A 25,282-nucleotide genomic window follows, 5' to 3' on the forward strand; every position below is an offset into this window, starting at 1 on the left:
CTTCTTTCTTATATCATGAAACTGGGAATATTTTTTTCTTTATGATAGAATAAACTTACTATGAAAAAAATAATTTTAACTCTATTAAGCCTGTCCCTTATTGGCTCAGCATCTACTGTTGCTGCTCAAGATTTTAATATTGCTGCTAAACATGCAATTGCCGTTGAGGCGAATACTGGTAAAATTCTCTACGAGAAAGATGCAACTCAGCCAGTTGAAATTGCTTCAATCACAAAATTGATTACTGTTTATCTTGTCTATGAAGCCTTGGAAAACGGCAGTATTACACTATCAACTCCGGTAGATATTTCTGATTATCCTTACAAATTAACGACAAATTCTGAAACAAGTAACGTTCCTATGGAAGCTCGTAATTATACCGTTGAGCAGCTACTGGAAGCAACATTAGTTTCCAGTGCTAACAGTGCAGCTATTGCTCTAGCTGAGAAAATTGCTGGCTCAGAAAAAGATTTCGTCGATATGATGCGCGCAAAGCTCTTAGAATGGGGAATTCAGGATGCCACTGTTGTCAATACGACGGGTCTTAACAATGAGAGTCTAGGTGATAACATTTACCCAGGCTCTAAAAAAGATGAGGAAAATAAGCTCAGTGCTTATGATGTCGCTATCGTTGCTCGCAACCTCATCAAAAAATACCCACAAGTCTTAGAAATCACGAAAAAACCTTCCTCTACTTTTGCGGGAATGACAATCACTTCTACCAACTATATGTTAGAAGGCATGCCTGCTTATCGAGGTGGTTTTGACGGACTTAAGACAGGAACAACAGACAAAGCTGGAGAATCTTTTGTTGGTACTACTTTCGAAAAAGGAATGAGGGTTATCACAGTTGTTTTGAATGCAGATCATCAAGACAATAATCCTTACGCTCGCTTCACAGCTACATCCTCACTAATGGATTATATCTCTTCTACATTCACACTTCGTAAAATCGTTCAGAAAGGCGATGCCTATCAAGATAGCAAAGCCCCTGTACAGGATGGAAAAGAAGATACAGTCACTGCTGTTGCCAAAGATGATATTTCTCTAATTGAACGTGTTGGAGGTCAATCTTCCCAATCTATTCAATTCACACCTGATGCTAAGGCAATTCCAGCACCACTTGAAGCCGGAACAGTGGTCGGACATTTGACTTATGAAGACTCAGACTTGGTTGGTCAAGGTTACATTACCACAGAACGGCCTAGTTTTGAAATGGTAGCAGAAAAGAAAGTTGAAAAAGCCTTCTTTTTAAAAGTTTGGTGGAATCAGTTTATCCGCTTTATCAACGAGAAGCTATGATATAATAAACTTCTTAAAGCTAAAAAATAAATATTATGTTTAAAGAAAAAGAAAGGGAATCTGTATAATACAGTACTCCCTTCTTTTTTTAAACTTAATTTATTGATAGCAAAAATCCCCTAAATCTTAGATTAATACTATCTAAAATCTAGGGGTTTGATTGTATAAATACTATTTTAAAATCTTGATTCTAGTTCATTTCTTTAAAGGCTGCTTCTGCATCCTCGTTGCTGATGACACCAAATTGAATCTTTCCAATCTTTCCTTGACTATCAATCAGGTATTCTGTAGGAATGCTTCGAATTTGATAAGCTTGGAAGGTGGTTCCTTTTGTGTCATAAAGTACTGGGATATCTTTATATCCTTGATCTTGGAACCATTGTGGAAATTGCTCGACAGTTTTTTCACCTTGAATTCCTGGTGCAATGACACTAAGAATTTCAAAATCACGATCTGGTTTCGCAGCTAATTCCATCAACTCTGGCATACTTTTCTTACATGGACCACACCATGAAGCCCAAAACTTCAAATAAACCTTTTTCCCCTTATAATCCGATAACTTGACTTCTTTGCCATCCATTGATTGCAAGGTAAAGTCTGGAGCCTCTTTTCCAACAGCAATTTGTTGTACAGGCGTTTGTTGCTGTTGTTTTGGAGATTGTTCTGGTGCTTGAGTCTTTTTACTTTCTTCCTCACCACAGGCCATCAATACAACTAGTGACAAGAGGCTTAAGCCAGCAAACATTACTTTTTTCATCTTTTTCTCCTTTATTCAAAAATTCCAGCTAGAACATTTACTTGTCCTAATAGTAACAAAATTCCCATTAAAATAATGAGGAAACCACCAATTTTCTTCAGTAGCATCATATGACGCTTGAGTTTACTAAAATAAGGCATCACTACGCCTGAAGCTAGAGCCAAGACCAAGAAAGGAATGGCCATTCCAAGAGTGTAAATCAAGGTATAGATAGCTCCTTGCCAAGCGCCATTGCCTCCAGAAGCCGCAAGTGCTAAAACAGAACTTAAAACTGGACCAATACAAGGCGTCCAACCAAAGCTAAAGGTAATACCAAGCAAAAAGGCTGACCAATAACGATTGGCTGCTGATTGCTTGAAGGTAAAGCTTTTTTGAATCTCTAATTTCTTAAAATGAAAAATTTCCATCTGGTGTAGGCCTAAAATGATGATAATTGTTCCCATGGTATAGCGAAACCAATTTGCATAGAGAATATTACCAAAGTAACCAGCACCAAATCCTAAGATAAAGAAAATGAGAGAGATACCTGCAATAAAGCAAAGTGTTCGAATCAAACCTGACCAGGCAACTTTTTTCCCAAATAATGAAAAACTTTTTGCACTATCCTGATCATCCAATAAGATACCAGTATAGACAGGTAACAGAGGGAAAACGCAAGGGGAAAAGAAGGACAAGATCCCTGCTAAAAAAACGGAGATTGAAAATACTATCGTTTCCAATAAAGAACCAACTTTCTTAATAATTCTAATCCTATTTTACTATAATCAATTTCATTTGTATGATTTCTGCTACGCAATTTGAATTATGCTATCTTTTTATTATCTTTTATATCAATAGACGATTCTAATTTTTCATCAGTTTTGCCCCTTAAGAATACATAAAAAATGAACTTGGTAACTCAAGTTCATTTTTTTCTTATAGTCTATTTCCGACATTAATACGGTTAATGGCACGTTGCAGTGCAATCTTCGCACGACGTTCTTGGTCAATCAAGTGTTTGTCTTGTGCTTCTTCAATTTCACGCTCTGCTCGAAGTTTGGCACGTTCTGCACGACTAACGTCGATATCACGAGCACGTTCTGCAGAGTCAGCAACAATTGTGACAACGCCATTGGCAACTTCGATAACGCCTCCGTTCACTGCAATCCAGTTCACGTGATTTTCATCATCTACACGTTTAACCTTAACCTCATCAACTGCTAAAACTGCAATCATATTTTCATGTCGTGGCAAGATTCCCATCTCACCATCCAGAGTTCGAACTGATACAAAGCTGGCATGGTGATCATAGACGAGACCATCTGGTGTCACGATCTGGACAGTTAACTGAGCCATAGATCACCTCTTAAAATCCCATTTTTTCAGCTTTTGCAATCACATCTTCGATAGAACCTACACCACGGAAGGCATCTTCTGGCAAGTGGTCGTGTTTACCATCAAGGATTTCCTTAAAGCCACGAACAGTTTCAGCAACTGGAACATAAGAACCTGGTTGACCAGTAAATTGTTCAGCAACGTTGAAGTTTTGTGACAAGAAGAACTGGATACGACGAGCACGAGCAACCAAGGTCTTTTCTTCATCAGAAAGCTCATCCATACCAAGGATAGCAATAATATCTTGCAATTCATGGTAACGTTGAAGAACACGTTTTACTTCAGCAGCAACTGCATAGTGCTCTTCTCCAACAATTTCAGGTGCCAAGGCACGTGAGCTTGAAGCAAGTGGGTCAACGGCTGGGTAGATACCCAATTGTACCAACTTACGTTCCAAGTTAGTTGTTGAGTCCAAGTGAGCGAAGGCTGTTGCTGGCGCTGGGTCAGTATAGTCATCCGCTGGCACATAGATAGCCTGGATAGAGGTTACAGAACCCTTCTTGGTTGATGTGATACGCTCTTGCAATTGACCCATTTCCGTAGCAAGTGTTGGTTGGTAACCAACGGCTGATGGCATACGACCCAAAAGGGCAGATACTTCTGAACCAGCCTGAGTGAAACGGAAGATATTATCGATAAAGAGAAGCACGTCTTGTCCTTCCACATCACGGAAATATTCAGCAATTGTCAAACCAGTAAGAGCAACACGCATACGTGCTCCTGGTGGCTCATTCATCTGACCAAATACCATGGCTGTTTTCTCGATAACGCCTGATTCTTTCATTTCCCAGTAAAGGTCGTTCCCCTCACGAGTACGTTCCCCAACACCGGTAAATACTGAAATACCACCGTGTTCTTGGGCAATGTTGTGAATCAATTCTTGGATTAAGACGGTTTTACCAACTCCGGCACCACCGAAAAGTCCAACCTTACCACCTTTAAGGTAAGGGGCAAGAAGGTCGATAACCTTAATCCCTGTTTCAAGGATTTCAGAAGAGGTAGACAACTCATCAAAAGTTGGAGCTTTTTTATGAATTGGCTGACGCTCTGCATCTTCTGTAAAAGGAGCTTCCAAATCAATGGTATCTCCCAAAACATTGAAGACACGTCCCAAAGTTTCTTTACCTACTGGTACAGAGATTGGACGACCTGTGTCCAATACTTCCATTCCACGAGTCAAACCATCTGTTGATTCCATGGCGATAGTACGGACCATACCATCTCCCAACTCCAAGGCTACTTCAAGGACGATTTTTGTTTTTCTTTCGTCATTTTTGTAGACGACAAGTGCATTGTTAATCTCAGGAAGTTTTTCCCCCGCTGCAAACAAGACGTCTACAACGGGACCGATAACCTGAGCAATTTTACCTGAACTCATCTCCTTCTCCTATTCTATATAAGATACTGTCGGTTCCTAGTTCAACTAGGTCCTAATACTCTTCGAAAATCAAATTCAAACCACGTCAGCGTCGCCTTACCGTACTCAAGTACAGCCTGCGGCTAGCTTCCTAGTTTGCTCTTTGATTTTCATTGAGTATAAGTTCATTTTCATACGAGCTGGACTAGAGTCTATTCTAAGGCACTAGCTCCTGCTACGATTTCTGTAATTTCTTGTGTAATCGCCGCCTGTCTGGCACGGTTATACTGAATTGTCAAATCATTAATGACTTTCTTAGCATTATCTGTCGCTGTTTGCATGGCTGTCATACCCGCAGCATTTTCAGCTGTCTTAGCGTCGATAATAGCACCATAAATCATACTTTCTGCAAACTGAGGCAACAACTGCTCCAAAATTTCTTCTCGGCTAGTTTCCAATTCAAAGGTCAAGCTGTAACTGTCATCTGCTTCATTTGGATCCAAGTCAACAATTGGAAGCATTTGTTCCACACGCATTTGACTGGTTAGCGTATTGACATGGTGGTTATAGCAGACATAGAGTTCATCAAAAAGTTCATTTTGGTACATTTCAACAGTTTTTGAAATAATCTTACGAACTTCATCAAAGCTTGGTTGATCTGCCAAGCCACGTAGTTCATAAAGTGGTTGAATACCACGAGCCTTAAAGAAATCAGCTCCCATTCCACCAATACAGATCATTTCAAAACCTTTACCGTCTGGATGGTATTCCTCCTTCAACTCCATAACGGCTTTCAGAATAGAGGAATTATAACCTCCAACCAAACCTCGGTCTGAAGTAATGACGATATAGCCTGTCTTCTTAACTGGACGGCTAATCAACATCGGATTCGATGAACTACCAGCTCCATTCCCATGAAGAATATCCGTCAAAAGTTTACGAACTTTCTGAGCATAAACTTGGAAGTTGCGAGCAGCTTCTTCAGAACGACCTAGCTTAGCAGCTGATACCATCTGCATGGCATTAGTGATTTGACTCGTATTTTTTGTTGAGGCGATTTTTGTTTTAATATCATTTAGAGATACTGCCATCTGACACCTCTATTCTTATTGGAAGCTGTTTTGATTGAGAAACTCTGTAATCGCAGCATCCAAGACTGCTTCTTCTGGCAAGTCTTTTGTATCACGAATGGTTTCTAAAATCTCTGGATGTTGAGCATCAAAGAAAGCATGGAACTCTTCCTCGAAACGAACAATATCATCTACTGGAACAGTATCCAAGAAACCATGTGTCAAAGCATAGAGAATGGTTACTTGTTTCTCAACAGGTAATGGTTTATGAACAGGTTGTTTCAAGACCTCAACTGTACGACGTCCACGGTTCAACTTAGCCTGTGTTGCCGCATCCAAGTCAGAACCAAACTTAGTGAAGGCTTCCAACTCACGGTATGAAGCAAGGTCGATACGAAGTGTACCAGCAACCTTTTTCATGGCTTTGATTTGTGCAGAACCACCTACACGTGATACAGATGAACCCGCATCGATGGCTGGACGAATACCTGCATTGAAGAGACCATCGCCAAGGAAGATTTGTCCGTCAGTGATAGAAATCACGTTGGTTGCGATATAGGCTGAGATATCTCCTGCTTGTGTCTCGATAAACGGTAGGGCTGTAATAGATCCACCACCAAGTTCATCAGAAACTTTAGCTGAGCGCTCAAGCAAACGGCTGTGAAGGTAGAAAACATCCCCTGGGAAGGCCTCACGACCTGGAGGACGACGAAGCAAGAGAGACAGTTCACGATAAGCTACCGCTTGTTTTGATAAATCATCATAAACAATCAAAACATGTTTCCCTTGGTACATAAATTCTTCTGCCATGGCAACCCCAGCATAAGGAGCTAAGAAGAGCAATGGAGATGGTTGTGAAGCAGAGGCTGTCACAACGATTGTGTAATCCAAGGCACCGTACTGACGAAGTGTTTCTACTTGCGTACGAACTGTTGATTCTTTTTGTCCAATAGCGACATAAATACAGATCATATCTTGACCCTTTTGGTTCAAGATTGTATCAATCGCAATGGTTGTTTTCCCTGTCTGACGGTCACCGATAATCAACTCACGTTGACCACGACCAATCGGAACAAGGGCGTCAATAGCTTTCAAACCAGTTTGCAATGGTTCTGATACAGACTTACGTTGCATAACACCAGGAGCTGGCGCTTCAACTGGACGAGTTTTATCAGTGTGGATTTCTCCAAGACCGTCAACTGGACGACCAAGCGGATCCACAACACGACCAATCAGACTTTCACCTACAGGGACTTCCATGATTTTCCCTGTACGGCGGATTGTATCGCCTTCACGGATATCTGTAAAGTCACCTAGGATGATAATACCAACATCTGTTGACTCCAAGTTTTGAGCCATACCATAAGAGCCGTTTTCAAAAATCAACAACTCTCCACTCATGGCATTTTCAAGTCCGTGAGCACGCGCGATACCGTCCCCGATATAGGTTACAACACCTGTTTCAGTCACATCAAAATTGGGTTTGAAATTTTCAATTTGTTGCTTAATTAAAGCGCTGATTTCTTGTGCGTTAATTGCCAAAAGAACACCACTTTCTATTTCAAATTTTCTTTAACAACTTTAAGTTGTTGTTTAATACTCACATCAATTGTCTTGTGATTGGCAAAAATGACAAAACCACCAATAAGACTTTCATCGATTTGTTCTTTTACACTCCTTACTTTAAGAGACATTTTTTTCTCAATCAAAGGGAGCAAGCGACTCTTCTGTTCATCAGTTAAAGGATGAGCTGACGTAATCGTCACTTCAAATCGATTTGTTTCTTTTTCAAGTCGGTTCAAGCAATCTACAAGAATATCATAAAAAAGATTTGCTCTGTGATTGTAGATAAGAACCTGGATAAAGTTTTGCAATAAAGGTGACACAGAGTCTTGGAAGAAAGCAATTGTTTTTTCCTTATCAGACTCGTCTACTGCCACTTTTTTTAAAAAAGAAGGTAAACCTGTTTCTTCAGCAACTTGCTTGATTTGAGCTAAGTCTGAAAAGATACGGTCTTCTTCTCCTTTTTCTAAAACCAATTGGACAAAAGGCATGCTGTATTTTTCAATTACCTTTACTGTTTTCTTGTCCATTAAGCTTCTCCTAACTGATCGATATACTGATCAATGAGTTCTTTATGGGCATGACCGTCAAGGTTTTGTGAGATGATTTTACCAGCCAGGCTGATTGTCAAATCTGCTACCTCACCCTTAACGCTTTGTAAAGCTTCAGCTTTATTTTGAGCAATTTCTTGGTTCGCTTTTTCTTTCAAGCGTCCTGCTTCTAGCTTAGCATCTGCTAAAATACTAGCTTTGCTTTTCTCAGCTGTTTCTTTCGCATTCTCAATGATTGTCTTAGCTTCTTTACGGCTACCAGCCAATTCATCTTCGCGTTTTTGAGCCAATACTTCTGCTTTTTGACGTGCTTGTTCAGCTCCGTCAATATCTGCTGCAATTTTTTCTGCTCTTTGTTCGAAAATACTAGTCAAATTTGACCAAGCATATTTCTTAACCAAGACTAGCAAGAGAATAAAGGAACCAGCGATTAGTATAAAATCACCAAGTAATTCACCTACTGTTACATTCATAAACTACTCCTTTCTATTCTTCATCATTAATTTTATTTCCTAGGTACATTGAAGATAACAATGTAAATACATATGCTTGTACACAAGAAATAAAAACAGAAAATGCAGTCCAGATTAGATTTGTTCCAAAAGCAATAGGATACCAATAGAAGGCCTGATGAGAAAGTAGGACTAACATACTTGCCATCACTTCCCCTGCAAAGATATTACCAAATACCCGCAATGCAAGTGAAAGGAGATTGGTAACTTCTTCTAAGAGATTCATTGGTGTCATAAAACCTGGTGTTACAAATGCTTTTAAATACTTTTTGATTCCACGACGACGAATTCCTTCTACGTGGGTCATTAAGATAATTGTAAAAGACAAGACCAAGTCAAATGACAAATTTGCTGTTGGTGAGGTCCAAAGATTTACACCATCTGTAGTCTGAATTCTAGCCATTAAGCCAATATTATTTGCAATGGCCATAAATAGGAATAAACAGAAATAAAAGAGAGAATAATCCTTTATCATTGGACCAAGGTTTGATTTTGTAAATCCAACAACAAAATCAAATAAATACTCTAATACATTTTGTTTTCCTGTGGGTCTCAAAGTCATATTTCGAGTTGCCCAATAAATAAAGCCAAAAATAAGTGCTACAGTCAACAAAGTCAAAACTACTATGGTTAAATTAAAGGTAACAGGACCAATATTGATGGTTGGATTAATACTTTCTTCCATCTAAAATCCTCCCTTTTTCAATTTATACTTCTTTTATTTGATGATAAATGAAAAGACAAGAGTAACGAAGAAAGTACCTTCAATAAAGGCAACCCCTAGGATCATCAAACTACGTAGTTCTGAGATGATATCTGGTTGGCGAGCAACTGATTTCAACAAACCGTTCATCAACAAACCTTCACCAAGAGATACACCCATACAGGCAAGACATAGACCGAAAAATGTTAAATTCATGACGAATTCTCCTTTTAATTAAAATTTACTTACTTAGTTTAGTCCTAAAAATTGGATTTGTCAACTTTTTACTTACGTTGAAAGCGTTTAATGAAAATTATTTACAATTTTACTATTTTTAAGTCTATTATATAGAAAATTTTGGAAAAAACTTGTAATAAATGCGTCCATTATCTGAGTCTTTCTGAAAAATAATGAAAAAATCCGAGATGAAATCTCGGATGGAAATTAATATATTTTCTCTAACCTAATGCTCTTTTAGTAAGAAGAATTAAAGGGAAAGCAACTAGAAAGCTTTCGTATCCTACATTTTTATTAAGCACGCACTGTGACGCTGGTTCCATCTTCCTTATAAAGATTGATGAGACCTTCTTTGAGAGCTCGAACCATGTCTCCAGCTTGAACAGGTTGTGGAACCTTGATAGTCAAGAGTTCCATTGGATTAGGAGCACGGTCGATTTTATTGCCTTTGGCATCATGTAAATCTTCGATATACGTTTCAAAATGACGGAAACCTGGGCCATAAAACTCAACTTGGTCGCCTTCGTTAATAACGTTCCGTTGACGAATAGTTGCTGTTTGTGTCGCATCATCATAAGAAACCACTTCAGCGACAAACTTATACTCAGGAATTTTACGACGAGCACCAAACAACTGCTCATTTTCAGATGGTGTACCGTAGTAGAAACCTGTTGCTAATTCACGTTGGGCAACCTTCCACATCTCATCAATCAAGTCTTGCTTGATAGCTTCAAACTTCTCTGGACTCTCTAGATAAGCATCAACAGCAGCCTTATAACAGTTAGTTACTGTTGAAACATAGTGAATAGACTTCATACGTCCTTCGATTTTTAGACTGTCCACACCATTTTCAATCATATCTGGGATATGGTCAATCATGGACATGTCAACAGCTGACATAGAAAATTCTTCAGGAATCTCACCTTTAAGGCTCTTGCGTTCTTGGCCAAATGGCATATCGTAAAGATCATACTTCCAACGGCAAGACTGAGAGCAACCACCACGGTTAGCATCACGCATACTCATGTGATTTGAAAGCGTACAGCGACCTGAGTAGGAAATACACATAGCTCCATGAACAAAGGCTTCAATCTCAACGTCTGTACGTTTGCGAATTTCTGCCAATTCTTCCATTGAAACCTCACGCGCCAAAACGACACGAGTTAAGCCTAGTTCTTTCCAGAACTCAAGAGTTTCATAGTTAGTGGCACTTGCTTGGGTAGAGAGGTGGATTTCAAGACCTGGTGCTTCTGTTGCTGCAATCATAATCAAGGCTGGGTCAGATACGATAACTGCTGCAATCCCGATATCACGCAGTTTACGGAACCACTCACCAGCACCAGCCTCATTTCCTTCGTGCATAACCATGTTGGCAGCCACATAAACCTTGGCACCATACTTGGCCGCAAACTGGACACCTTCTTCCATCTGTTCGAAAGTAAAGTTTCCTGCACGGCTACGAAGACCATAGGCCTGACCACCGATAAAGACAGCATCTGCTCCATACTGAACAGCTACCTTTAGCTTCTCTAAAGTCCCTGCAGGTGATAAAACCTCAGGACGTTTTAATGTTTTTGTCATGATTTCTCCTATTTGCAATATAAAAGTTTGACGTATTTCCTTCTCATTTTATAGTAAATAAGGCATAAAATCAAGCCTAGATAGATTGTTTTGACAATTCTAATCTTTTAAGAAAGAAAAAAACTAGCCTTTCTAGACTAGTTGTTCTCAAGATAAAATTCAAAACGTTCGCCTACATACTGACTTTTTACGTATTCAAATGCAGTACCATCTTCTAGGTAGGAAATCTGAGTCAAACCAAGAATAGCATGTCCTCTTTCAACTTCCAAATAGTGAGCAATCTTTTCTTTAGCTAGGCGAGCATAGACGGTCTGCTGTGATTTGCCAATACGGTAGCCATGTTTTTGCAAGGTCTGGAAGAAATGACTAGTGATTTCTTCTTTTTTAAAGTCCTTAATGAATTTTTCAGGAATAGAAGCAACTTCATAAACTAGAGGAACTTGGTCGGCATAGCGGACCCGTTCCATTCGGATAATATTCTCCGTTGGAGAAATTCCTAGCTTGGCAACTTCCTGCTCATTGGGAATGGTTTTTCTGTAGGAAATGAGCTGGCTAGAGGGTACTTTACCTTGAGACTTAACAATTTCAGTAAAACTGGTTGTCCCTCGCATCTTTTCTTGTACCCGAGTACTAGAAACAAAGGTGCCACTTCCTACGCGGCGCTCTAAGACACCTTCTTCAACTAATAGAGATACAGCTTGGCGGAGGGTCATGCGACTGACCTCAAACTGCTCTGCTAAATCTCGTTCACTAGGAAGCCTCTCCCCAATAGCCCAACGGTGATCGTCAATATCCTTTTTAATCTGATCATGGATTTTCATATAAGCAGGTAGCATATTTTTCACTTCATTTCTATCTTTTCTCTATTGTACCCCAATAAACTAGAAAAAGTCAAACTTCGCCTTGTTTAGTTGGTAATTCGCCCTTATTTGTGATAGAATATTGAAAAAAGATATTTCTTTTGAGAAAGGAAAAAGATGAGCAACATTTCAACTGATTTGCAAGATGTAGAAAAAATCATCGTATTGGACTATGGTAGCCAATACAACCAGCTGATTTCACGCCGTATCCGTGAGATTGGTGTGTTTTCAGAACTAAAAAGTCATAAAATTTCAGCTGCTGAAGTTCGTGAAATCAACCCTGTAGGAATTATCCTTTCAGGTGGTCCAAACTCTGTATATGAAGATGGTTCATTTGATATTGACCCAGAAATTTTCGAACTTGGAATTCCTATTTTGGGAATTTGTTATGGTATGCAGTTATTGACCCATAAACTTGGAGGAAAAGTTGTTCCTGCAGGTGATGCTGGAAATCGTGAATACGGTCAATCAACTCTTACTCACACACCATCAGCTCTTTTTGAATCAACACCAGACGAGCAGACTGTTTTGATGAGCCATGGTGATGCGGTTACTGAGATTCCTTCTGACTTTGTTCGTACAGGTACATCAGCTGACTGCCCATACGCAGCCATCGAAAACCCAGATAAAAACATTTACGGTATCCAATTCCACCCAGAAGTTCGTCATTCTGTGTACGGAAATGATATCCTTCGTAACTTTGCCCTTAACATTTGTAAGGCTAAAGGCGACTGGTCAATGGATAACTTCATTGATATGCAGATCCAAAAAATTCGTGAAACTGTCGGTGATAAACGTGTCCTTCTTGGTCTATCAGGTGGTGTTGACTCATCTGTCGTTGGAGTTCTTCTCCAAAAGGCTATTGGCGATCAATTGATCTGTATTTTCGTAGACCACGGTCTTCTTCGTAAAGGAGAAGCGGACCAAGTTATGGACATGCTTGGTGGTAAGTTTGGTTTGAATATCGTCAAAGCAGACGCTGCAAAACGTTTCCTTGATAAACTTGCTGGCGTTTCTGACCCAGAACAAAAACGTAAAATTATCGGTAATGAGTTTGTCTATGTATTCGATGACGAAGCAAGCAAGCTCAAAGATGTGAAATTCCTTGCTCAAGGTACCTTATACACAGACGTTATCGAGTCTGGTACAGATACAGCTCAAACTATCAAGTCACACCACAACGTGGGTGGTCTTCCAGAAGACATGCAGTTTGAATTGATCGAACCACTCAACACTCTTTATAAGGACGAAGTTCGTGCCCTAGGTACAGAGCTTGGTATGCCAGACCACATCGTATGGCGCCAACCATTCCCAGGACCAGGACTTGCTATCCGTGTCATGGGAGAAATTACTGAAGAAAAACTTGAAACAGTTCGCGAATCAGACGCTATTCTTCGTGAGGAAATTGCCAAAGCTGGCCTTGACCGCGATATCTGGCAATACTTCACAGTTAACACAGGCGTTCGTTCAGTCGGTGTTATGGGTGACGGTCGTACATATGACTACACGATTGCAATCCGTGCAATCACCTCTATCGATGGTATGACTGCTGATTTTGCAAAAATTCCTTGGGAAGTACTTCAAAAGATTTCTGTACGTATCGTAAACGAAGTGGACCACGTTAACCGCATCGTCTACGATATTACAAGTAAACCACCTGCAACAGTTGAGTGGGAATAGAGTTAATAAGTTTAAAAAGCCTTAGAAATATTGATTTCTAAAGCTTTTTATTTTGCATTAACAATATTTTAACAACAAAAACTATTTTTCAGTATTTAAACCTAATATCTTTTTAACCTTTTTGGTAATTTCTATATACATACCTTTCTTAGACTCTCTAACAATTCTAGAATAATCTCCATTATCCTCGCGCAATTCATAAACACGGTAAAAATCATTATTATATTCAAACTCACTAATCAAGTCTATTTCTTTATTTATTATTTCCTCACTACCTAAATTTTCTGAATACTTCCTGAACTCTATTAACCAATTAAACACCTATTAATCAATTTTTAAATGTATCTTACCCTTCACTACATCCGGTATATATTTTGAAGTAATCTCATATTCAATCGTTTGAGGAACATTCTCAAACATTAGTATCGATGGAAATGCCATTGAGGAGTTATGTTTCAAATACTCAATGCCAAATCTTAAAATATCAAATTCTGAATTTGTAAAATTTTTATATATAAATATGTGTTCTAAAGAGTTTTTATAGTTGTATTTTTGATCTTCATAACCAGGTCTCGTAGTATATGCGATAAGTGGATTAATATTAATTCTTTCTATATTTGATGGGATTATTTGAAAATAAGCGTAAGCATCAACTGAGTCACTTTCTTTAATTTTAAATAGAAATTCATCTAATTCAATTCCCTGTATCTCCTCAATTATGTTCTCTCCTGGATAAAGCAAGTTATTATGTTTTAGCAGACAACCTTTTGGTACCATCAGTTTTATATCGATATCTTCATCATATGTTTTACCTAAGTTAGAAACGATTAATTCGACAAATTTAATGTTATCTATGTATGTGAAATATTCAATGTACTCTTTGTAAGATACTATTTCCTAATATAATTTGTTTAATTTAGAAAAGCGTTTCTTTTCCTTGTCAGACCCTATATACGAAGGTCTACTGTTACCAAAAGGAATTTACACCTGAAATTTATCTTTCCTTAAATTTCCTAAGTGCCAAAAATTTTCATGTAGTTTGATTTGGTTTTCTTTAGCGAAATCATTTATAGTATCTTTGAATTCATCACTAATAACCACAGAATCAGCCATTTTATAAAGAAAATCAACATTCGCATCTTCTTTTGAAGGCATGATCAACTTTTTGGTTTTATCTTCTAATATACCTGATTCTTCAGAAATTACGGTACTGTTTAGTTCATCTATATATTCATTAATCCTACTTTGTTTTTCATTGATAAATTTTGACTCCAGTAAACTAAATTGTTTAGGTAAAACATTTTCGTCAGATAATGTATTTTTATCCCTTATTGTCACAAACGGTTTTATATTTTCGTTTTGATAAGTTTCTTTTTCTGAAATTAATTTTAAAAAATAAAGTGATAGATGATTTGTAAAAAGCCTTTGAAAATCACTCTCGTCATTAACTATAAAAAACATCCCTCTATCTTTATATCTTTCTTTAAATTCTTGCACTTTTTCATATTGCTTAATGTCTATATTAGACGGAATTATCGGAGCTTCTAAAAAGTACATAAAAACTTGTTTATCAGCTGATAGCATCTCCTCAATTTCTTCTTCCGTTCCTGATCCATAATTATCTGTTGCTGTACCAAATCTTGTCCAAAATATAGCAACAGCTGCATCACATTCCCTAACAATTTGCTTATTCAATAATTCCTGTGGTTTATCACCTGATTCAGGAAAACTATCCGTTGACCAATGCTTGATTGATACTTGTATATTATTCAAACTACCATATAGTTTATTAAAATTATCAACAGCTTCCTTAATTAATTGAAGATAGCCAGTAACATCCCCGGGACACGAAATTAATAAATCGTAAATAGTCACTCCTTCTCTTGGCATCAATGTATCCTCCGAAAATTTAATACTATACAAATCTAACCTATTATGATTATAAATCAAAAAAACAATAAAATCAAATTCTCTTACTGTTTTATTGGTTATAAACAATTGGAAATGAATGGTTTTGAACAAAGGTATCTACAACACAAAAGAGTAAATTAGGCTATGTTAATAGCATTTATCCCTTAGCGACTGCTCTTGTAAAAACTTATGGCAATGATGTAAAGCCATATTGGAAAAAAGATGATATTAATAAGGCAACAGAGAAAGCTAGTAATCGTATAGTGAGATTTATCTTTGGATAAAAAATAGTGTAGGCTGAAGAGAATTCTTTAAAACTAGCTTGCTACAATTATTCTTTGTCAGATTTAAATGAAGTAACAATAGAAAATAAGAACGGAAATAGATTTTCCTGTAAGATAATACCGCTGGAGCATGAACTTCAGTGGTATTATTTTTTATGATTTCAATATTAGGAAAATTTCTCAACCTCTACTCCTCTTTTTAAATCCCTGAAAGCATGCTATAATATAGTAAGTATAGTTCCAATAACCTGATTATAAAAGTCAGCGATAAAGATTTCTTACATCATCCGTAAGTGTTATTCTACTCTGATTCATATTATAATGAAAGTAACAAAAAATGGAGGTGTTTCACATGGACACAATTTTACGAGTAGAATCATTAAAAAAGCATTATGGGAAAGAGCCCAATATTACCAAAGCCTTGGATAGCATATCTTTTCAAGTTGTCAAAGGCGAGTTCTTAGGAATTATGGGGAGTAGCGGTTCTGGGAAAACAACCCTTCTTAACTGTCTCGCCACAATCATCAAGCCAACTGACGGTTCCATTCAAATGCAAGAAAAGGATTTAGGTCAGCTAAAAGGGAGCCAATTAGCAGATTATAGAGGCAAGGAAATTGGCTATCTCTTCCAGAATTTTGAGCTCTTGGACAATCTTACAGCCAAAGAAAATATTTTACTTCCCTTGTCTTTGCACAAGGTCGATGCCAACGAAAGCAAGGTTCGATTAGAATTACTTTCCCAATATCTGGATATTTCTGAACTTCTGGATAAGTTCCCTTCTCAATTATCAGGTGGTCAACGGCAAAGGGTAGCTGCTGCGCGCGCCTTAATTTTAGACCCTAAGATTGTATTTGCAGACGAGCCCACAGGGGCTTTGGATTCAAAAAATGCGACCATTTTGATGCAAAAATTATCCGAAATGAATCAAGTGGAAGAAACCACCATTCTCATGGTGACCCACGATTCCGTCGCAGCCAGCTTTTGCAACCGCATCTTGTTTATCCAAGATGGAAAACTATTCCATGAAATCCGTCGCGATTATCCAAGAGAAAGTCAAGAAGACTTCTACCACAGAATACTAAAGGTCATGGCAGCACTAGCTGGAGGTGATGGTAATGTTTTCTAAATTAGTCTCAAGAAATAGCAAGAGAGATCGAAAGAATAATGGCTTGTATTTCAGTTCTATGGTTCTGTCTATTATCTCCTTTTACATCATCCTTTCTTTGACTCATCAAGATGTGATGCACTTTCTAAAACAAATAGAAAGTGACGCTGTAAATAAACTCTTTAGCATGATTCCCATTCTTTATGTAGCAACGCTCTTTATTCTCTTTTTTCTAGTCTACTTCTCAAGCAGTATGCAGATGGAAAGGAGAAAACATGAATTTGGTGTCTATCTCACACTGGGAATGCAAAGAAGCAAACTGTTCTTGCTACTTCTGCTCGAGGATTTGAGAAACAGTGTCCTTGCCCTTGGAATAGGCCTTCCTATTTCCATCTTAATTTCAGAATTGATTAGCCTAATAACCGCTAAAATTGTGGGACTAGGGATTATTGAACATCAATTTTCTCTATCTACCACAGCTCTACTCTATACAGTCATCGGCTTCCTAGCCGTAAAATTAGCTGTTTTTGTCCTTTTAAGTGCAAAGACTGCCAATATGGAAATCGGAAACCTGCTCGCCTATTCTCCTTCTGGGATGAAGAAACTACTCCCCAAGGGGGTGTACCTTCTTGCTTCTGTCCTCGGAATTTTGCTTCTAGGAACAGCCTATTACATGGGTATGAGTGGACGAGCTTGGGAAAATGTCATAACAATGGGCATCACCGTTCTCTTAGGAACTCTGGGAACTATCCTACTCTTCTTTGGTATGCGTTTATTTATAGACTTTTTGGTCAAGCTTGGAAACAATCGAAAACTTCATGCCTATAATTTTAGACAGATTCAGGAATTAGTTATCCAACGCTCAACTATACTGGCTGTCTGCTCCCTCTTAATTTTCTCTGCCTTGTGCCTCTTTGGAGCAGGTGTGGCCATTACAAGCGGCAATCCAGGCAATCAAACCCACGTATTGGATTATACATTTAGAGATAGCAAGCAGGAAACAGATGAAAATCTTGATGTAAATGCAGTTAAAAAAGAGCTTGAAGCTGCCGGACTAGTATCACAGTTTTCAAAGATTCTGCAAATTAAAGTAGGCCAAACTAAAGAACACGAATCCGTGTCCTTTGAAGAGGTCATCAAGGAGTTGAAAAATCAAAAAGACAACAAGAACAAGGAAATTTTGCTCCATAAATTTAAACAGTCTACTAATTCCCACCTCATACCAGTTTCCGAATACAATGAACTTAAAAAGGCTGCCAATCTTCCTCCTCTAGAACTAACTAATAAGGAAGCATATTTGTATATGGGGAAAGATTTTCTGCCAGATGAAAGTCTCGTCAACTCTGTCCTAAAGACAAAGCCTCAAATCAAAGTCATGGGAAATGATGTAAAATTGATTGGCGAGGTGGAGTCTTTGCCAATCGTAACGGATCATGAGATAACCCTCTCTGTCGCTCTCATAGTTCCAGATGAGATTTTTATGAGCTATACAGACGGTCGCTATTCGAACTATGTTAGCGGTATCTTGGCTCCTGAGCTAGTCAAGGAAAAAGGCTTGATGAGAGCTATCTCAGATACCAATGAAAAGCTAAATCAAACCTCTCTTGGCTATGAAAGCTATATACAAAATATGGGAAGACAATTGTTTTACATTATCTCTGCCAGCTATGTCACCATCTATCTGTCTATCATCTTCCTTGTTGTCGCAAATACAATTATCGGCGTTCAGTTTTTGATGGGACAAAGACAATCCTATAGACGATACCAGACCTTAATCCATCTTGGTGCCAACTACGAAACTCTTTGTAAATCGTCAGAAAAGCAAGTCAACTGGTATTTCGGTCTACCAATAGCCCTTGCACTTATCAGTAGTAGCTTCGGAGTGAGCTCCCTCCTCACAGGAATAGTGCCCACTAGCGCAAGAATGGTTATGGGGCAGAGATTTATCACAGCCATGCTGATCGTACTGCTATTAGCTGGCTTTGAAGTCATCTATATCAGAATTGTAAAGAAAAATAGCAACAAGTACTTATTGTCATTAATGGAACCCAAAAGAGATGAATAAGGTAGAATAAAATAGGAAAAGGAGGAACCGATATGAAGCATATTCTGGTTATTGAAGATGAAGCCTTGATTCGAGATGAAATTGTCATCTTGTTAGAGAAAGCGGGTTATCAAGTTGATAAGTTGACTGACTTCAAAGATACAAGCCAGCAAGTGCTGCAATACGATACAGATCTAATCATACTGGATTTGAATTTGCCAGGAGAAACAGGTTTTCAAATTTGTAAAAATCTCAAGTCAAAACGCTCTGTCCCTATATTGGTTCTCACTTCCCGTGAACAATTAAAAGATGAAATCTACGCCCTGAAATTAGGGGCAGATGAGTATCTAACAAAGCCTTTCAAGAAAGAAAGATTTTTGGCACGTATAGAAAATATCTTGAAACGCTATGAAGGCAGACAAAATCTACTTGAAAAAGATAATTTTCTGCTTGATAGACAGACCTATACCCTTTATATCAATGGACACTCGATTTTACTCCCCCAAAATCAAGGGAAATTGTTAGAAACTTTATTAGTGGCAACTGATTCTGTCGTCACAAAAGAAGAACTAAGCATGAAACTGTGGAATACAACTGAGTTCATCGATGAAAATGCCCTTCAAGTAAATATTGCAAGACTCAAAAAGGTGATGAAACAGGCTGGTATTGCACTTCAAGTCAAGTCCGTCAGAGGTATCGGTTACAAATTGGAAGAGGAAAGGGAATATGAAACAGAATCCTAAATATTTGGCTACCTATCTGCCTTGGTTACTTGTTCTCTTAGCATTTGATCTATTCACAGCTGTCCTGCTTTGGCTTTCAGACGTGAGAAAGTTTCAAGCCCTCATCATTCTCTATCTTTTAGCTACTGTCCTGCTCTTTTTCATCCTATCATTCCTACTGATAAGAAAAGAAAGAAAAAAATCCGCTGCCTATAAAGCCTTCATAGCCAATCCCAAGGTCGATACTGAGCTGGAATTATTGCGTTTATCAAGTGCCTCAGAGAAAGAAAGCATCGAAGAAATCGCAAATGCGCTTTACCAAAGGCAAGCGGAAATAGGAAAGCTCAACTCATTACTAGCCGAATACGAGGACTATGTTGAAAAATGGGCTCATGAAATCAAACTCCCTCTATCGCTTCTTTCCCTCCTTTTGGACAATCAAAGTGACCAGTTGCCAAAGGATACAACTTTTAAGTTGGACTATGTGAAAAATCAAATCCAAGGAAATGTATCACAGATACTATTCTATTACAGGGTGAAAAGTGAAAAAAATGATTTTCTATTTGAAGACCTTGACCTCCAAGAGTGTATCCAAGATCTTTTGGAAAACTTTGATCCCTTGCTCAAAGAAAAGAAATTTACGATTCAGCTAGAGAACATACAAGGAATCTGCTACACCGATCAACGCAGTTTTGAATTTATCCTCTCTCAAATCCTCGCCAACGCCCTTAAATATAGCTCTGACAAGCCCGAACTCAGTATTTCTATGTCAAAAGATAAGGGGCGCACAAGTCTGATTATTAGGGATAATGGTTGCGGAGTTAAAGCTTGTGACCTCCCTCATATCTTTGAAAAAGGCTTTACAGGTGATTCAGGTGATACAAGGAAAAAATCAACAGGTATGGGGCTCTATCTAGTCAAACAATTAGCAGATGCTTTAAAAATCGAAATCACAGTAAAATCCGAATGGACGCAAGGATTTGAAATCTCTCTTTCTATTTAGTCAATTTTTCGATTAAGAAAATTGCCTAATCATAGAAAGCACATATGTTATATCAAAAAGGAAAGCACTTCTGCTTTCCTTTTTTATTTGCGTTTCTTCTTAGCTTTTTTCATTTTATTCGCCATGCGTTTCATTGACTGTTTCATAGCAAATTCACCGATTTTACCTTTTAGTCCGCCACCAAACATCTGGCTCATATCTGGCATTCCTGCTCCTCCGAGAGCTGACAAGTCAGGCATCCCACCTTGTCCCATCATTCCTTCAAGGGCAGACATATCCATTCCTCCCATATTTGGCATATTTTTAGGAAGGTTGTTTGGATTGATTCCCATCTGCTTCATCATCTTGTTCATATCACCAGACATAACACCCTGCATGAGTTGTTTAGCCTGGTTAAAGTCCTTGATGAATTTATTGACTTCGACAAAGGTATTTCCAGAACCAGCAGCGATACGACGGCGACGGCTTGGATTTAACAAATCTGGATTTTCACGTTCTTCAGGTGTCATGGAAGACACAATGGCACGTTTGCGAGCAATCTGGCGTTCATCCACCTTCATGTTTTGAAGGGCTGGATTGTTAGCCATACCTGGAATCAGCTTGAGCAAGTCTTCCATTGGCCCCATGTTTTGCACCTGATCCAACTGATCAATGAAATCATTGAAATCAAAGGTGTTTTCACGCATCTTCTCAGCCATTTCAAGGGCTTTTTGCTCATCGTATTCTTGAGAAGCTTTCTCAATCAAAGTGAGCATATCCCCCATACCAAGGATACGGCTAGACATACGGTCTGGGTGGAAGGTTTCGATATCTGTAATTTTTTCACCTGTACCAGTGAACTTGATTGGTTTTCCAGTGATGTGACGAACCGATAGAGCCGCACCACCACGAGTATCCCCATCAATCTTGGTAAGGATGACCCCAGTGACTTCCAACTGAGCATTAAACTCACGCGCAACATTGGCCGCTTCTTGACCAATCATGGCATCAACCACGAGGAGAATTTCGTTTGGTTGAGCCAATGCTTTTACGTCACGAAGCTCATTCATCAAAAGCTCATCAATCTGCAAACGACCTGCCGTATCAATCAAGACATAGTCATTATGATTGGCTTGGGCTTGTTCCAAACCTTGACGAACAATCTCCACAGCTGGAACCTCTGTCCCAAGAGCGAAAACCGGCACATCAATCTGTTGTCCAAGAGTTTTCAACTGGTCAATAGCCGCAGGACGATAAATATCCGCCGCAATCATCAAAGGACGAGCATTTTCTTCTTTCTTGAGTTTGTTGGCCAATTTACCAGCAAAAGTTGTTTTACCAGCCCCCTGTAAACCAATCATCATGATGATTGTAGGAATCTTAGGTGACTTGATAATTTCTGCCGTATCAGAACCTAAAACGGCTGTCAGTTCCTCATCAACGATTTTAATAATCTGTTGCGCAGGATTAAGGGTATCAATGACCTCGTGGCCGACTGCACGCTCACGAACTTTTTTGATAAAGTCCTTTACAACAGGCAAGGCAACATCGGCCTCAAGCAAGGCCAAGCGAATTTCTTTGGTTGCCTCTTGGACATCAGCTTCAGAGATTTTTCCTTTTTTACGTAGATTTTTAAAGACGTTCTGCAAACGTTCTGTTAAACTTTCAAATGCCATTTTTCTTCCTCTTATTCTCTATTATCAATGCTTGTTAAAATTTCTATCTGCTCCTTCAGAAAGCCATCCTTGGGATAGCGCTCCAAAATCTGGTCAAAAATCTGACTGCGGACAATGTAGTCCGAGTACATGTGCAATTTCATCTCATAATCTTCCAGAATCTTTTCTGTCCGCTTGATATTATCATAAACAGCCTGACGACTGACACCAAATTCCTCGGCAATTTCAGCAAGGCTATAATCGTCAGCGTAGTAGAGCTCGATATAATTCATTTGCTTATCTGTCAAAAGCGCCGCATAAAATTCAAAGAGCGCATTCATACGGTTGGTTTTTTCGATTTCCATAACTTTTATTATACCAAAAAATCTATTATACTTCTACATTAGAAGTCACTCTATCGGGTCAATCAAACCATTCTTCTATACAATAGATAGGACCTGATTAAAAATTTGCTCTATTATTTCCTTATATTGAAAACGATGTCTGTAATTCTTACCATAAGTTGTAAAATGAGGAATTTTATCGTTTCAATCCCCCCTTAAACCAACGATAGGCGGTATTGACCTCAATGTCCTTGATGGTTTGGAGCATGAAACTGAAACCGTAGAAACATTAGATGGGAGGAATTTTAACCAACATATGTAACAGTGGATAAACTAGGACACCTTTTATCCGAGGAATAAGTACCTGCGACCAAGAAAATGGTCTTACGAAATGAGTTCAACTAGCTCGTAAAAAACAACTTGAGTATATTTGTAGTCTTGATTTTCTTTGTGAGACTTAGGCATCATTTCTCAACCATTCTTACATTTATTATACTAATATACAACTCTACACATAGAAAAGTCCTTAGAAACTTGTAGTCTAAGGACTTTGTCTTCAAACTGACTTTAGTGTTTTATTTTTACCCAATCACACTTCCGTTTGGTACAGCTGGATCAACTGTGAGAAGGGTTAATTTCCCATCATGTTCAGCTGAGAGAATCATCCCTTGACTGACATATTTCTTCATCATCTTGCGTGGTTTGAGATTGGCAACGATTTGAACTTTCTTGCCGACCAATTCTTGTTCATTTGGATAGTATTTGGCAATTCCTGAAAGAATTTGACGATTTTCACCATCACCAGCATCTAGACGGAATTGGAGCAACTTATCAGAGCCTTCTACTTTAGACACTTCTTTGACTTCTGCGACACGGATTTCAACCTTGTCAAAGTCTTCAAACTTGATTTCTTCCTTGTTTAGTTTGAGTTCAACTTCGTCTGGGTTCCACTCTTTTTCGACTACTGGTTTGTTACCTTCCATTTGTTCCTTGATATAGGCGATTTCTTCTTCCATATCCAGACGTGGGAAGATTGGTGTTCCCTTAGCAACTACAGTCACACCTGCAGGAAAATCAGCCAAGCTCAAGTTTTCAAGGCTCTCTACTTCTTCCAAGCCAAGTTGATTCAAGACTGCACGACTGGTTTCCATCATAAATGGTTCAATCAAGTGAGCGACGACACGAAGGCTGGCTGGCAAGTGGCTCATAACACTTGCTAATTGATCACGATGAGCTTCATCCTTAGCCAATACCCATGGAGCTGTTTCATCAATGTATTTATTGGTACGAGAGATAAGGGTCCAGACTGCTTCAAGGGCACGTGGGTAGTCAACTGCTTCCATATGTGTATGGTAATCAGCGATTGATTGTTCTGCGACGTCAGCAAGAGCATGGTCAAACTCTGTTACACCTTCTTCATAGGCAGGAATTTGTCCATCAAAGTACTTATTAATCATGGAAACAGTACGGTTGAGGAGGTTCCCAAGGTCATTGGCTAATTCGTAGTTGATACGGCCTACATAGTCTTCAGGAGTGAAGGTTCCGTCTGAACCAACTGGAAGGCTACGCATGAGGTAGTAACGAAGTGGATCTAGTCCATAACGCTCTACCAACATTTCAGGATAAACAACATTCCCTTTAGACTTAGACATTTTGCCGTCTTTCATGACGAACCAACCGTGAGCAATCAAACGATCTGGCAATTTGATATCTAACATCATAAGAAGGATTGGCCAATAGATTGAGTGGAAGCGAAGGATGTCTTTTCCAACCATGTGGAAGACTGTTCCATTCCAGAACTTATCAAAGTTACCGTGCTCATCTTGACCGTAGCCAAGAGCTGTCACATAGTTAAGAAGAGCATCAATCCAAACGTATACAACGTGTTTTGGATTAGATGGCACTGGCACTCCCCATGTAAAGGTTGTACGAGAAACCGCCAAGTCTTCCAAACCTGGCTCGATGAAGTTGCGAAGCATTTCATTCAGACGACCATCTGGAGTGATAAAGTCAGGATGAGCTTTGAAAAAGTCTACCAAACGATCTTGGTATTTGCTGAGGCGAAGGAAGTATGATTCTTCAGAGACCCATTCCACCTCGTGACCTGATGGAGCGATACCACCAGTTACATTTCCAGCTTCATCACGGAATACTTCTGCAAGCTGGCTTTCTGTAAAGAATTCCTCATCTGAAACTGAGTACCAACCAGAATATTCACCCAAATAGATGTCATCTTGAGCAAGCAAGCGTTCAAAGACCTGTGCGACAACTTTTTCATGGTAGTCATCAGTCGTACGGATAAATTTATCGTATGAGATATCGAGTAATTGCCAGAGTTCTTTGACTCCAACTGCCATCCCGTCAACATAGGCTTGAGGTGTGATGCCAGCTTCTTCAGCTTTCTGCTGGATTTTCTGACCATGCTCATCAAGGCCTGTCAGATAAAAGACATCGTAGCCCATCAGGCGTTTGTAACGTGCTAGGACATCACAAGCGATGGTTGTGTAGGCAGAACCGATATGAAGTTTACCAGATGGATAGTAAATTGGCGTTGTAATATAAAAATTCTTTTCAGACATAATTTTTCCTTTCCAGGCAAATGAAACCTGTTTTTCTAACACTTCATTATATCACATTTTTAAGGATTTTCGATAGGAAAATCTATATAAAAACAAGATAGACGAGTGT

The 25,282-nt window shown here is 38.8% G+C and carries 24 protein-coding genes and 1 pseudogene; 6 read left to right on the forward strand and 19 right to left on the reverse strand.

Going from position 1 to position 25,282, the window contains the following annotated elements; genetic code table 11:
* Positions 1 to 60: 60 nt before the first annotated feature.
* Positions 61 to 1,302, forward strand: coding sequence for a D-alanyl-D-alanine carboxypeptidase PBP3 (gene pbp3, locus B7696_RS04300; protein ID WP_020901469.1), 1,242 nt, complete (start codon positions 61 to 63; stop codon positions 1,300 to 1,302).
* Between the two features lie 190 nt (positions 1,303 to 1,492).
* On the opposite strand, the gene sdbB is transcribed toward pbp3, so the two are convergent.
* The 12 genes from sdbB to B7696_RS04365 all read right to left on the reverse strand — a co-directional run bounded on the left by sdbB (position 1,493) and on the right by B7696_RS04365 (position 11,843).
* On the reverse strand, positions 1,493 to 2,059 hold the full coding sequence (sdbB, locus tag B7696_RS04305) for a thiol-disulfide oxidoreductase-associated lipoprotein SdbB (RefSeq protein WP_020901470.1): 567 nt from the start codon (positions 2,057 to 2,059) through the stop codon (positions 1,493 to 1,495).
* Positions 2,060 to 2,070: 11 nt separating this feature from the next.
* A complete protein-coding gene (gene ccdA2, locus B7696_RS04310) occupies positions 2,071 to 2,778 on the reverse strand; it encodes a thiol-disulfide oxidoreductase-associated membrane protein CcdA2 (protein WP_020901471.1) in 708 nt (235 codons plus the stop codon).
* Between the two features lie 196 nt (positions 2,779 to 2,974).
* Positions 2,975 to 3,394, reverse strand: coding sequence for a F0F1 ATP synthase subunit epsilon (locus B7696_RS04315; protein ID WP_004256585.1), 420 nt, complete (start codon positions 3,392 to 3,394; stop codon positions 2,975 to 2,977).
* 10 nt (positions 3,395 to 3,404) lie between these two features.
* The gene (gene atpD / locus B7696_RS04320; RefSeq protein WP_000094357.1) at positions 3,405 to 4,811 is read right to left on the reverse strand and encodes a F0F1 ATP synthase subunit beta; all 1,407 of its coding nucleotides are present in this window, start codon (positions 4,809 to 4,811) and stop codon (positions 3,405 to 3,407) included.
* A 191-nt stretch (positions 4,812 to 5,002) separates the two neighbouring features.
* A complete protein-coding gene (locus B7696_RS04330; RefSeq protein WP_020901472.1) occupies positions 5,003 to 5,881 on the reverse strand; it encodes a F0F1 ATP synthase subunit gamma in 879 nt (292 codons plus the stop codon).
* A gap of 15 nt (positions 5,882 to 5,896) precedes the next feature.
* Entirely contained in the window at positions 5,897 to 7,402 is a 1,506-nt protein-coding gene (atpA, locus tag B7696_RS04335) for a F0F1 ATP synthase subunit alpha (RefSeq protein ID WP_020901473.1), read from the reverse strand.
* A 14-nt stretch (positions 7,403 to 7,416) separates the two neighbouring features.
* Positions 7,417 to 7,953: a F0F1 ATP synthase subunit delta gene (locus tag B7696_RS04340; protein ID WP_004256581.1), complete on the reverse strand. Its 537-nt coding sequence runs from the start codon at positions 7,951 to 7,953 to the stop codon at positions 7,417 to 7,419.
* Positions 7,953 to 8,447, reverse strand: a complete 495-nt coding sequence (gene atpF, locus B7696_RS04345; protein WP_001103468.1) for a F0F1 ATP synthase subunit B — start codon at positions 8,445 to 8,447, stop codon at positions 7,953 to 7,955. The genes B7696_RS04340 and atpF overlap by 1 nt, the downstream gene beginning before the upstream one ends.
* 13 nt (positions 8,448 to 8,460) lie before the next feature.
* Positions 8,461 to 9,171, reverse strand: coding sequence for a F0F1 ATP synthase subunit A (gene atpB, locus B7696_RS04350; protein ID WP_000392870.1), 711 nt, complete (start codon positions 9,169 to 9,171; stop codon positions 8,461 to 8,463).
* Positions 9,172 to 9,204: 33 nt separating this feature from the next.
* Entirely contained in the window at positions 9,205 to 9,405 is a 201-nt protein-coding gene (locus B7696_RS04355; protein ID WP_001054558.1) for a F0F1 ATP synthase subunit C, read from the reverse strand.
* Between the two features lie 315 nt (positions 9,406 to 9,720).
* On the reverse strand, positions 9,721 to 11,007 hold the full coding sequence (locus B7696_RS04360; protein WP_049535202.1) for a peptidase U32 family protein: 1,287 nt from the start codon (positions 11,005 to 11,007) through the stop codon (positions 9,721 to 9,723).
* A 137-nt stretch (positions 11,008 to 11,144) separates the two neighbouring features.
* Positions 11,145 to 11,843: a GntR family transcriptional regulator gene (locus B7696_RS04365; protein WP_084862361.1), complete on the reverse strand. Its 699-nt coding sequence runs from the start codon at positions 11,841 to 11,843 to the stop codon at positions 11,145 to 11,147.
* 141 nt (positions 11,844 to 11,984) lie between these two features.
* Here B7696_RS04365 and guaA point away from each other — a divergent pair, with 141 nt between their 5' ends.
* Positions 11,985 to 13,547, forward strand: a complete 1,563-nt coding sequence (gene guaA, locus B7696_RS04370) for a glutamine-hydrolyzing GMP synthase (RefSeq protein ID WP_084862363.1) — start codon at positions 11,985 to 11,987, stop codon at positions 13,545 to 13,547.
* A gap of 81 nt (positions 13,548 to 13,628) precedes the next feature.
* On the opposite strand, the gene B7696_RS04375 is transcribed toward guaA, so the two are convergent.
* The 3 genes from B7696_RS04375 to B7696_RS10550 form a co-directional block, all read right to left on the reverse strand.
* Positions 13,629 to 13,868: a hypothetical protein gene (locus B7696_RS04375; protein ID WP_084862365.1), complete on the reverse strand. Its 240-nt coding sequence runs from the start codon at positions 13,866 to 13,868 to the stop codon at positions 13,629 to 13,631.
* Between the two features lie 3 nt (positions 13,869 to 13,871).
* Positions 13,872 to 14,324, reverse strand: coding sequence for a hypothetical protein (locus tag B7696_RS10545; RefSeq protein WP_239822191.1), 453 nt, complete (start codon positions 14,322 to 14,324; stop codon positions 13,872 to 13,874).
* 204 nt (positions 14,325 to 14,528) lie between these two features.
* The gene (locus B7696_RS10550; RefSeq protein WP_239822192.1) at positions 14,529 to 15,437 is read right to left on the reverse strand and encodes a DUF4062 domain-containing protein; all 909 of its coding nucleotides are present in this window, start codon (positions 15,435 to 15,437) and stop codon (positions 14,529 to 14,531) included.
* 657 nt (positions 15,438 to 16,094) lie between these two features.
* Between B7696_RS10550 and B7696_RS04385 the strand changes: the two genes are divergently transcribed.
* From B7696_RS04385 to B7696_RS04400, 4 genes are read left to right on the forward strand one after another with little or no spacing between them, the layout of a single operon-like run.
* Positions 16,095 to 16,868 (forward strand): ABC transporter ATP-binding protein, encoded by a 774-nt coding sequence (locus B7696_RS04385; RefSeq protein WP_049511084.1) that lies wholly within the window; start codon positions 16,095 to 16,097, stop codon positions 16,866 to 16,868.
* Positions 16,858 to 18,912, forward strand: coding sequence for an FtsX-like permease family protein (locus tag B7696_RS04390; RefSeq protein ID WP_084862367.1), 2,055 nt, complete (start codon positions 16,858 to 16,860; stop codon positions 18,910 to 18,912). The genes B7696_RS04385 and B7696_RS04390 overlap by 11 nt, the downstream gene beginning before the upstream one ends.
* Positions 18,913 to 18,944: 32 nt before the next feature.
* Positions 18,945 to 19,634 (forward strand): response regulator transcription factor, encoded by a 690-nt coding sequence (locus B7696_RS04395; RefSeq protein ID WP_042751014.1) that lies wholly within the window; start codon positions 18,945 to 18,947, stop codon positions 19,632 to 19,634.
* Positions 19,618 to 20,616 (forward strand): sensor histidine kinase, encoded by a 999-nt coding sequence (locus B7696_RS04400; protein ID WP_049511081.1) that lies wholly within the window; start codon positions 19,618 to 19,620, stop codon positions 20,614 to 20,616. Before B7696_RS04395 ends, B7696_RS04400 begins: the two co-directional genes overlap by 17 nt.
* Before the next feature lie 83 nt (positions 20,617 to 20,699).
* Here B7696_RS04400 and ffh read toward each other — a convergent pair whose 3' ends face one another.
* From ffh to metG, 4 genes and pseudogenes are all read right to left on the reverse strand, one after another.
* A complete protein-coding gene (gene ffh, locus B7696_RS04405; RefSeq protein WP_084862369.1) occupies positions 20,700 to 22,271 on the reverse strand; it encodes a signal recognition particle protein in 1,572 nt (523 codons plus the stop codon).
* 11 nt (positions 22,272 to 22,282) lie between these two features.
* Positions 22,283 to 22,615: a putative DNA-binding protein gene (locus B7696_RS04410; protein ID WP_084862372.1), complete on the reverse strand. Its 333-nt coding sequence runs from the start codon at positions 22,613 to 22,615 to the stop codon at positions 22,283 to 22,285.
* 78 nt (positions 22,616 to 22,693) lie between these two features.
* Positions 22,694 to 23,059 (reverse strand): annotated as a pseudogene (locus B7696_RS10555) (transposase); the annotation flags it as partial.
* Between the two features lie 116 nt (positions 23,060 to 23,175).
* Entirely contained in the window at positions 23,176 to 25,173 is a 1,998-nt protein-coding gene (gene metG / locus B7696_RS04415; RefSeq protein WP_084862374.1) for a methionine--tRNA ligase, read from the reverse strand.
* Positions 25,174 to 25,282 lie beyond the last annotated feature (109 nt).

This window comes from Streptococcus mitis (assembly GCF_002096815.1).
Classification (GTDB): Bacteria; Bacillota; Bacilli; order Lactobacillales; family Streptococcaceae; genus Streptococcus; species Streptococcus mitis_AD.

What these genes read in the sequence shown, in the direction of transcription:
- B7696_RS04340 (WP_004256581.1), bottom strand. Translation starts at nt 7,953, where the DNA reads ATGGACAAGAAAACAGTAAAGGTAATTGAAAAATACAGCATGCCTTTT.
- B7696_RS10550 (WP_239822192.1), bottom strand. Translation starts at nt 15,437, where the DNA reads ATGCCAAGAGAAGGAGTGACTATTTACGATTTATTAATTTCGTGTCCC.
- metG (WP_084862374.1), bottom strand. Translation starts at nt 25,173, where the DNA reads ATGTCTGAAAAGAATTTTTATATTACAACGCCAATTTACTATCCATCT.
- atpD (WP_000094357.1), bottom strand. Translation starts at nt 4,811, where the DNA reads ATGAGTTCAGGTAAAATTGCTCAGGTTATCGGTCCCGTTGTAGACGTC.
- sdbB (WP_020901470.1), bottom strand. Translation starts at nt 2,059, where the DNA reads ATGAAAAAAGTAATGTTTGCTGGCTTAAGCCTCTTGTCACTAGTTGTA.
- B7696_RS04355 (WP_001054558.1), bottom strand. Translation starts at nt 9,405, where the DNA reads ATGAATTTAACATTTTTCGGTCTATGTCTTGCCTGTATGGGTGTATCT.
- B7696_RS04365 (WP_084862361.1), bottom strand. Translation starts at nt 11,843, where the DNA reads ATGCTACCTGCTTATATGAAAATCCATGATCAGATTAAAAAGGATATT.
- pbp3 (WP_020901469.1), top strand. Translation starts at nt 61, where the DNA reads ATGAAAAAAATAATTTTAACTCTATTAAGCCTGTCCCTTATTGGCTCA.
- atpF (WP_001103468.1), bottom strand. Translation starts at nt 8,447, where the DNA reads ATGAATGTAACAGTAGGTGAATTACTTGGTGATTTTATACTAATCGCT.
- guaA (WP_084862363.1), top strand. Translation starts at nt 11,985, where the DNA reads ATGAGCAACATTTCAACTGATTTGCAAGATGTAGAAAAAATCATCGTA.
- B7696_RS10545 (WP_239822191.1), bottom strand. Translation starts at nt 14,324, where the DNA reads ATGGTACCAAAAGGTTGTCTGCTAAAACATAATAACTTGCTTTATCCA.
- B7696_RS04410 (WP_084862372.1), bottom strand. Translation starts at nt 22,615, where the DNA reads ATGGAAATCGAAAAAACCAACCGTATGAATGCGCTCTTTGAATTTTAT.
- B7696_RS04330 (WP_020901472.1), bottom strand. Translation starts at nt 5,881, where the DNA reads ATGGCAGTATCTCTAAATGATATTAAAACAAAAATCGCCTCAACAAAA.
- atpB (WP_000392870.1), bottom strand. Translation starts at nt 9,171, where the DNA reads ATGGAAGAAAGTATTAATCCAACCATCAATATTGGTCCTGTTACCTTT.
- B7696_RS04385 (WP_049511084.1), top strand. Translation starts at nt 16,095, where the DNA reads ATGGACACAATTTTACGAGTAGAATCATTAAAAAAGCATTATGGGAAA.
- B7696_RS04390 (WP_084862367.1), top strand. Translation starts at nt 16,858, where the DNA reads ATGTTTTCTAAATTAGTCTCAAGAAATAGCAAGAGAGATCGAAAGAAT.
- B7696_RS04395 (WP_042751014.1), top strand. Translation starts at nt 18,945, where the DNA reads ATGAAGCATATTCTGGTTATTGAAGATGAAGCCTTGATTCGAGATGAA.
- B7696_RS04360 (WP_049535202.1), bottom strand. Translation starts at nt 11,007, where the DNA reads ATGACAAAAACATTAAAACGTCCTGAGGTTTTATCACCTGCAGGGACT.
- B7696_RS04315 (WP_004256585.1), bottom strand. Translation starts at nt 3,394, where the DNA reads ATGGCTCAGTTAACTGTCCAGATCGTGACACCAGATGGTCTCGTCTAT.
- B7696_RS04400 (WP_049511081.1), top strand. Translation starts at nt 19,618, where the DNA reads ATGAAACAGAATCCTAAATATTTGGCTACCTATCTGCCTTGGTTACTT.
- ffh (WP_084862369.1), bottom strand. Translation starts at nt 22,271, where the DNA reads ATGGCATTTGAAAGTTTAACAGAACGTTTGCAGAACGTCTTTAAAAAT.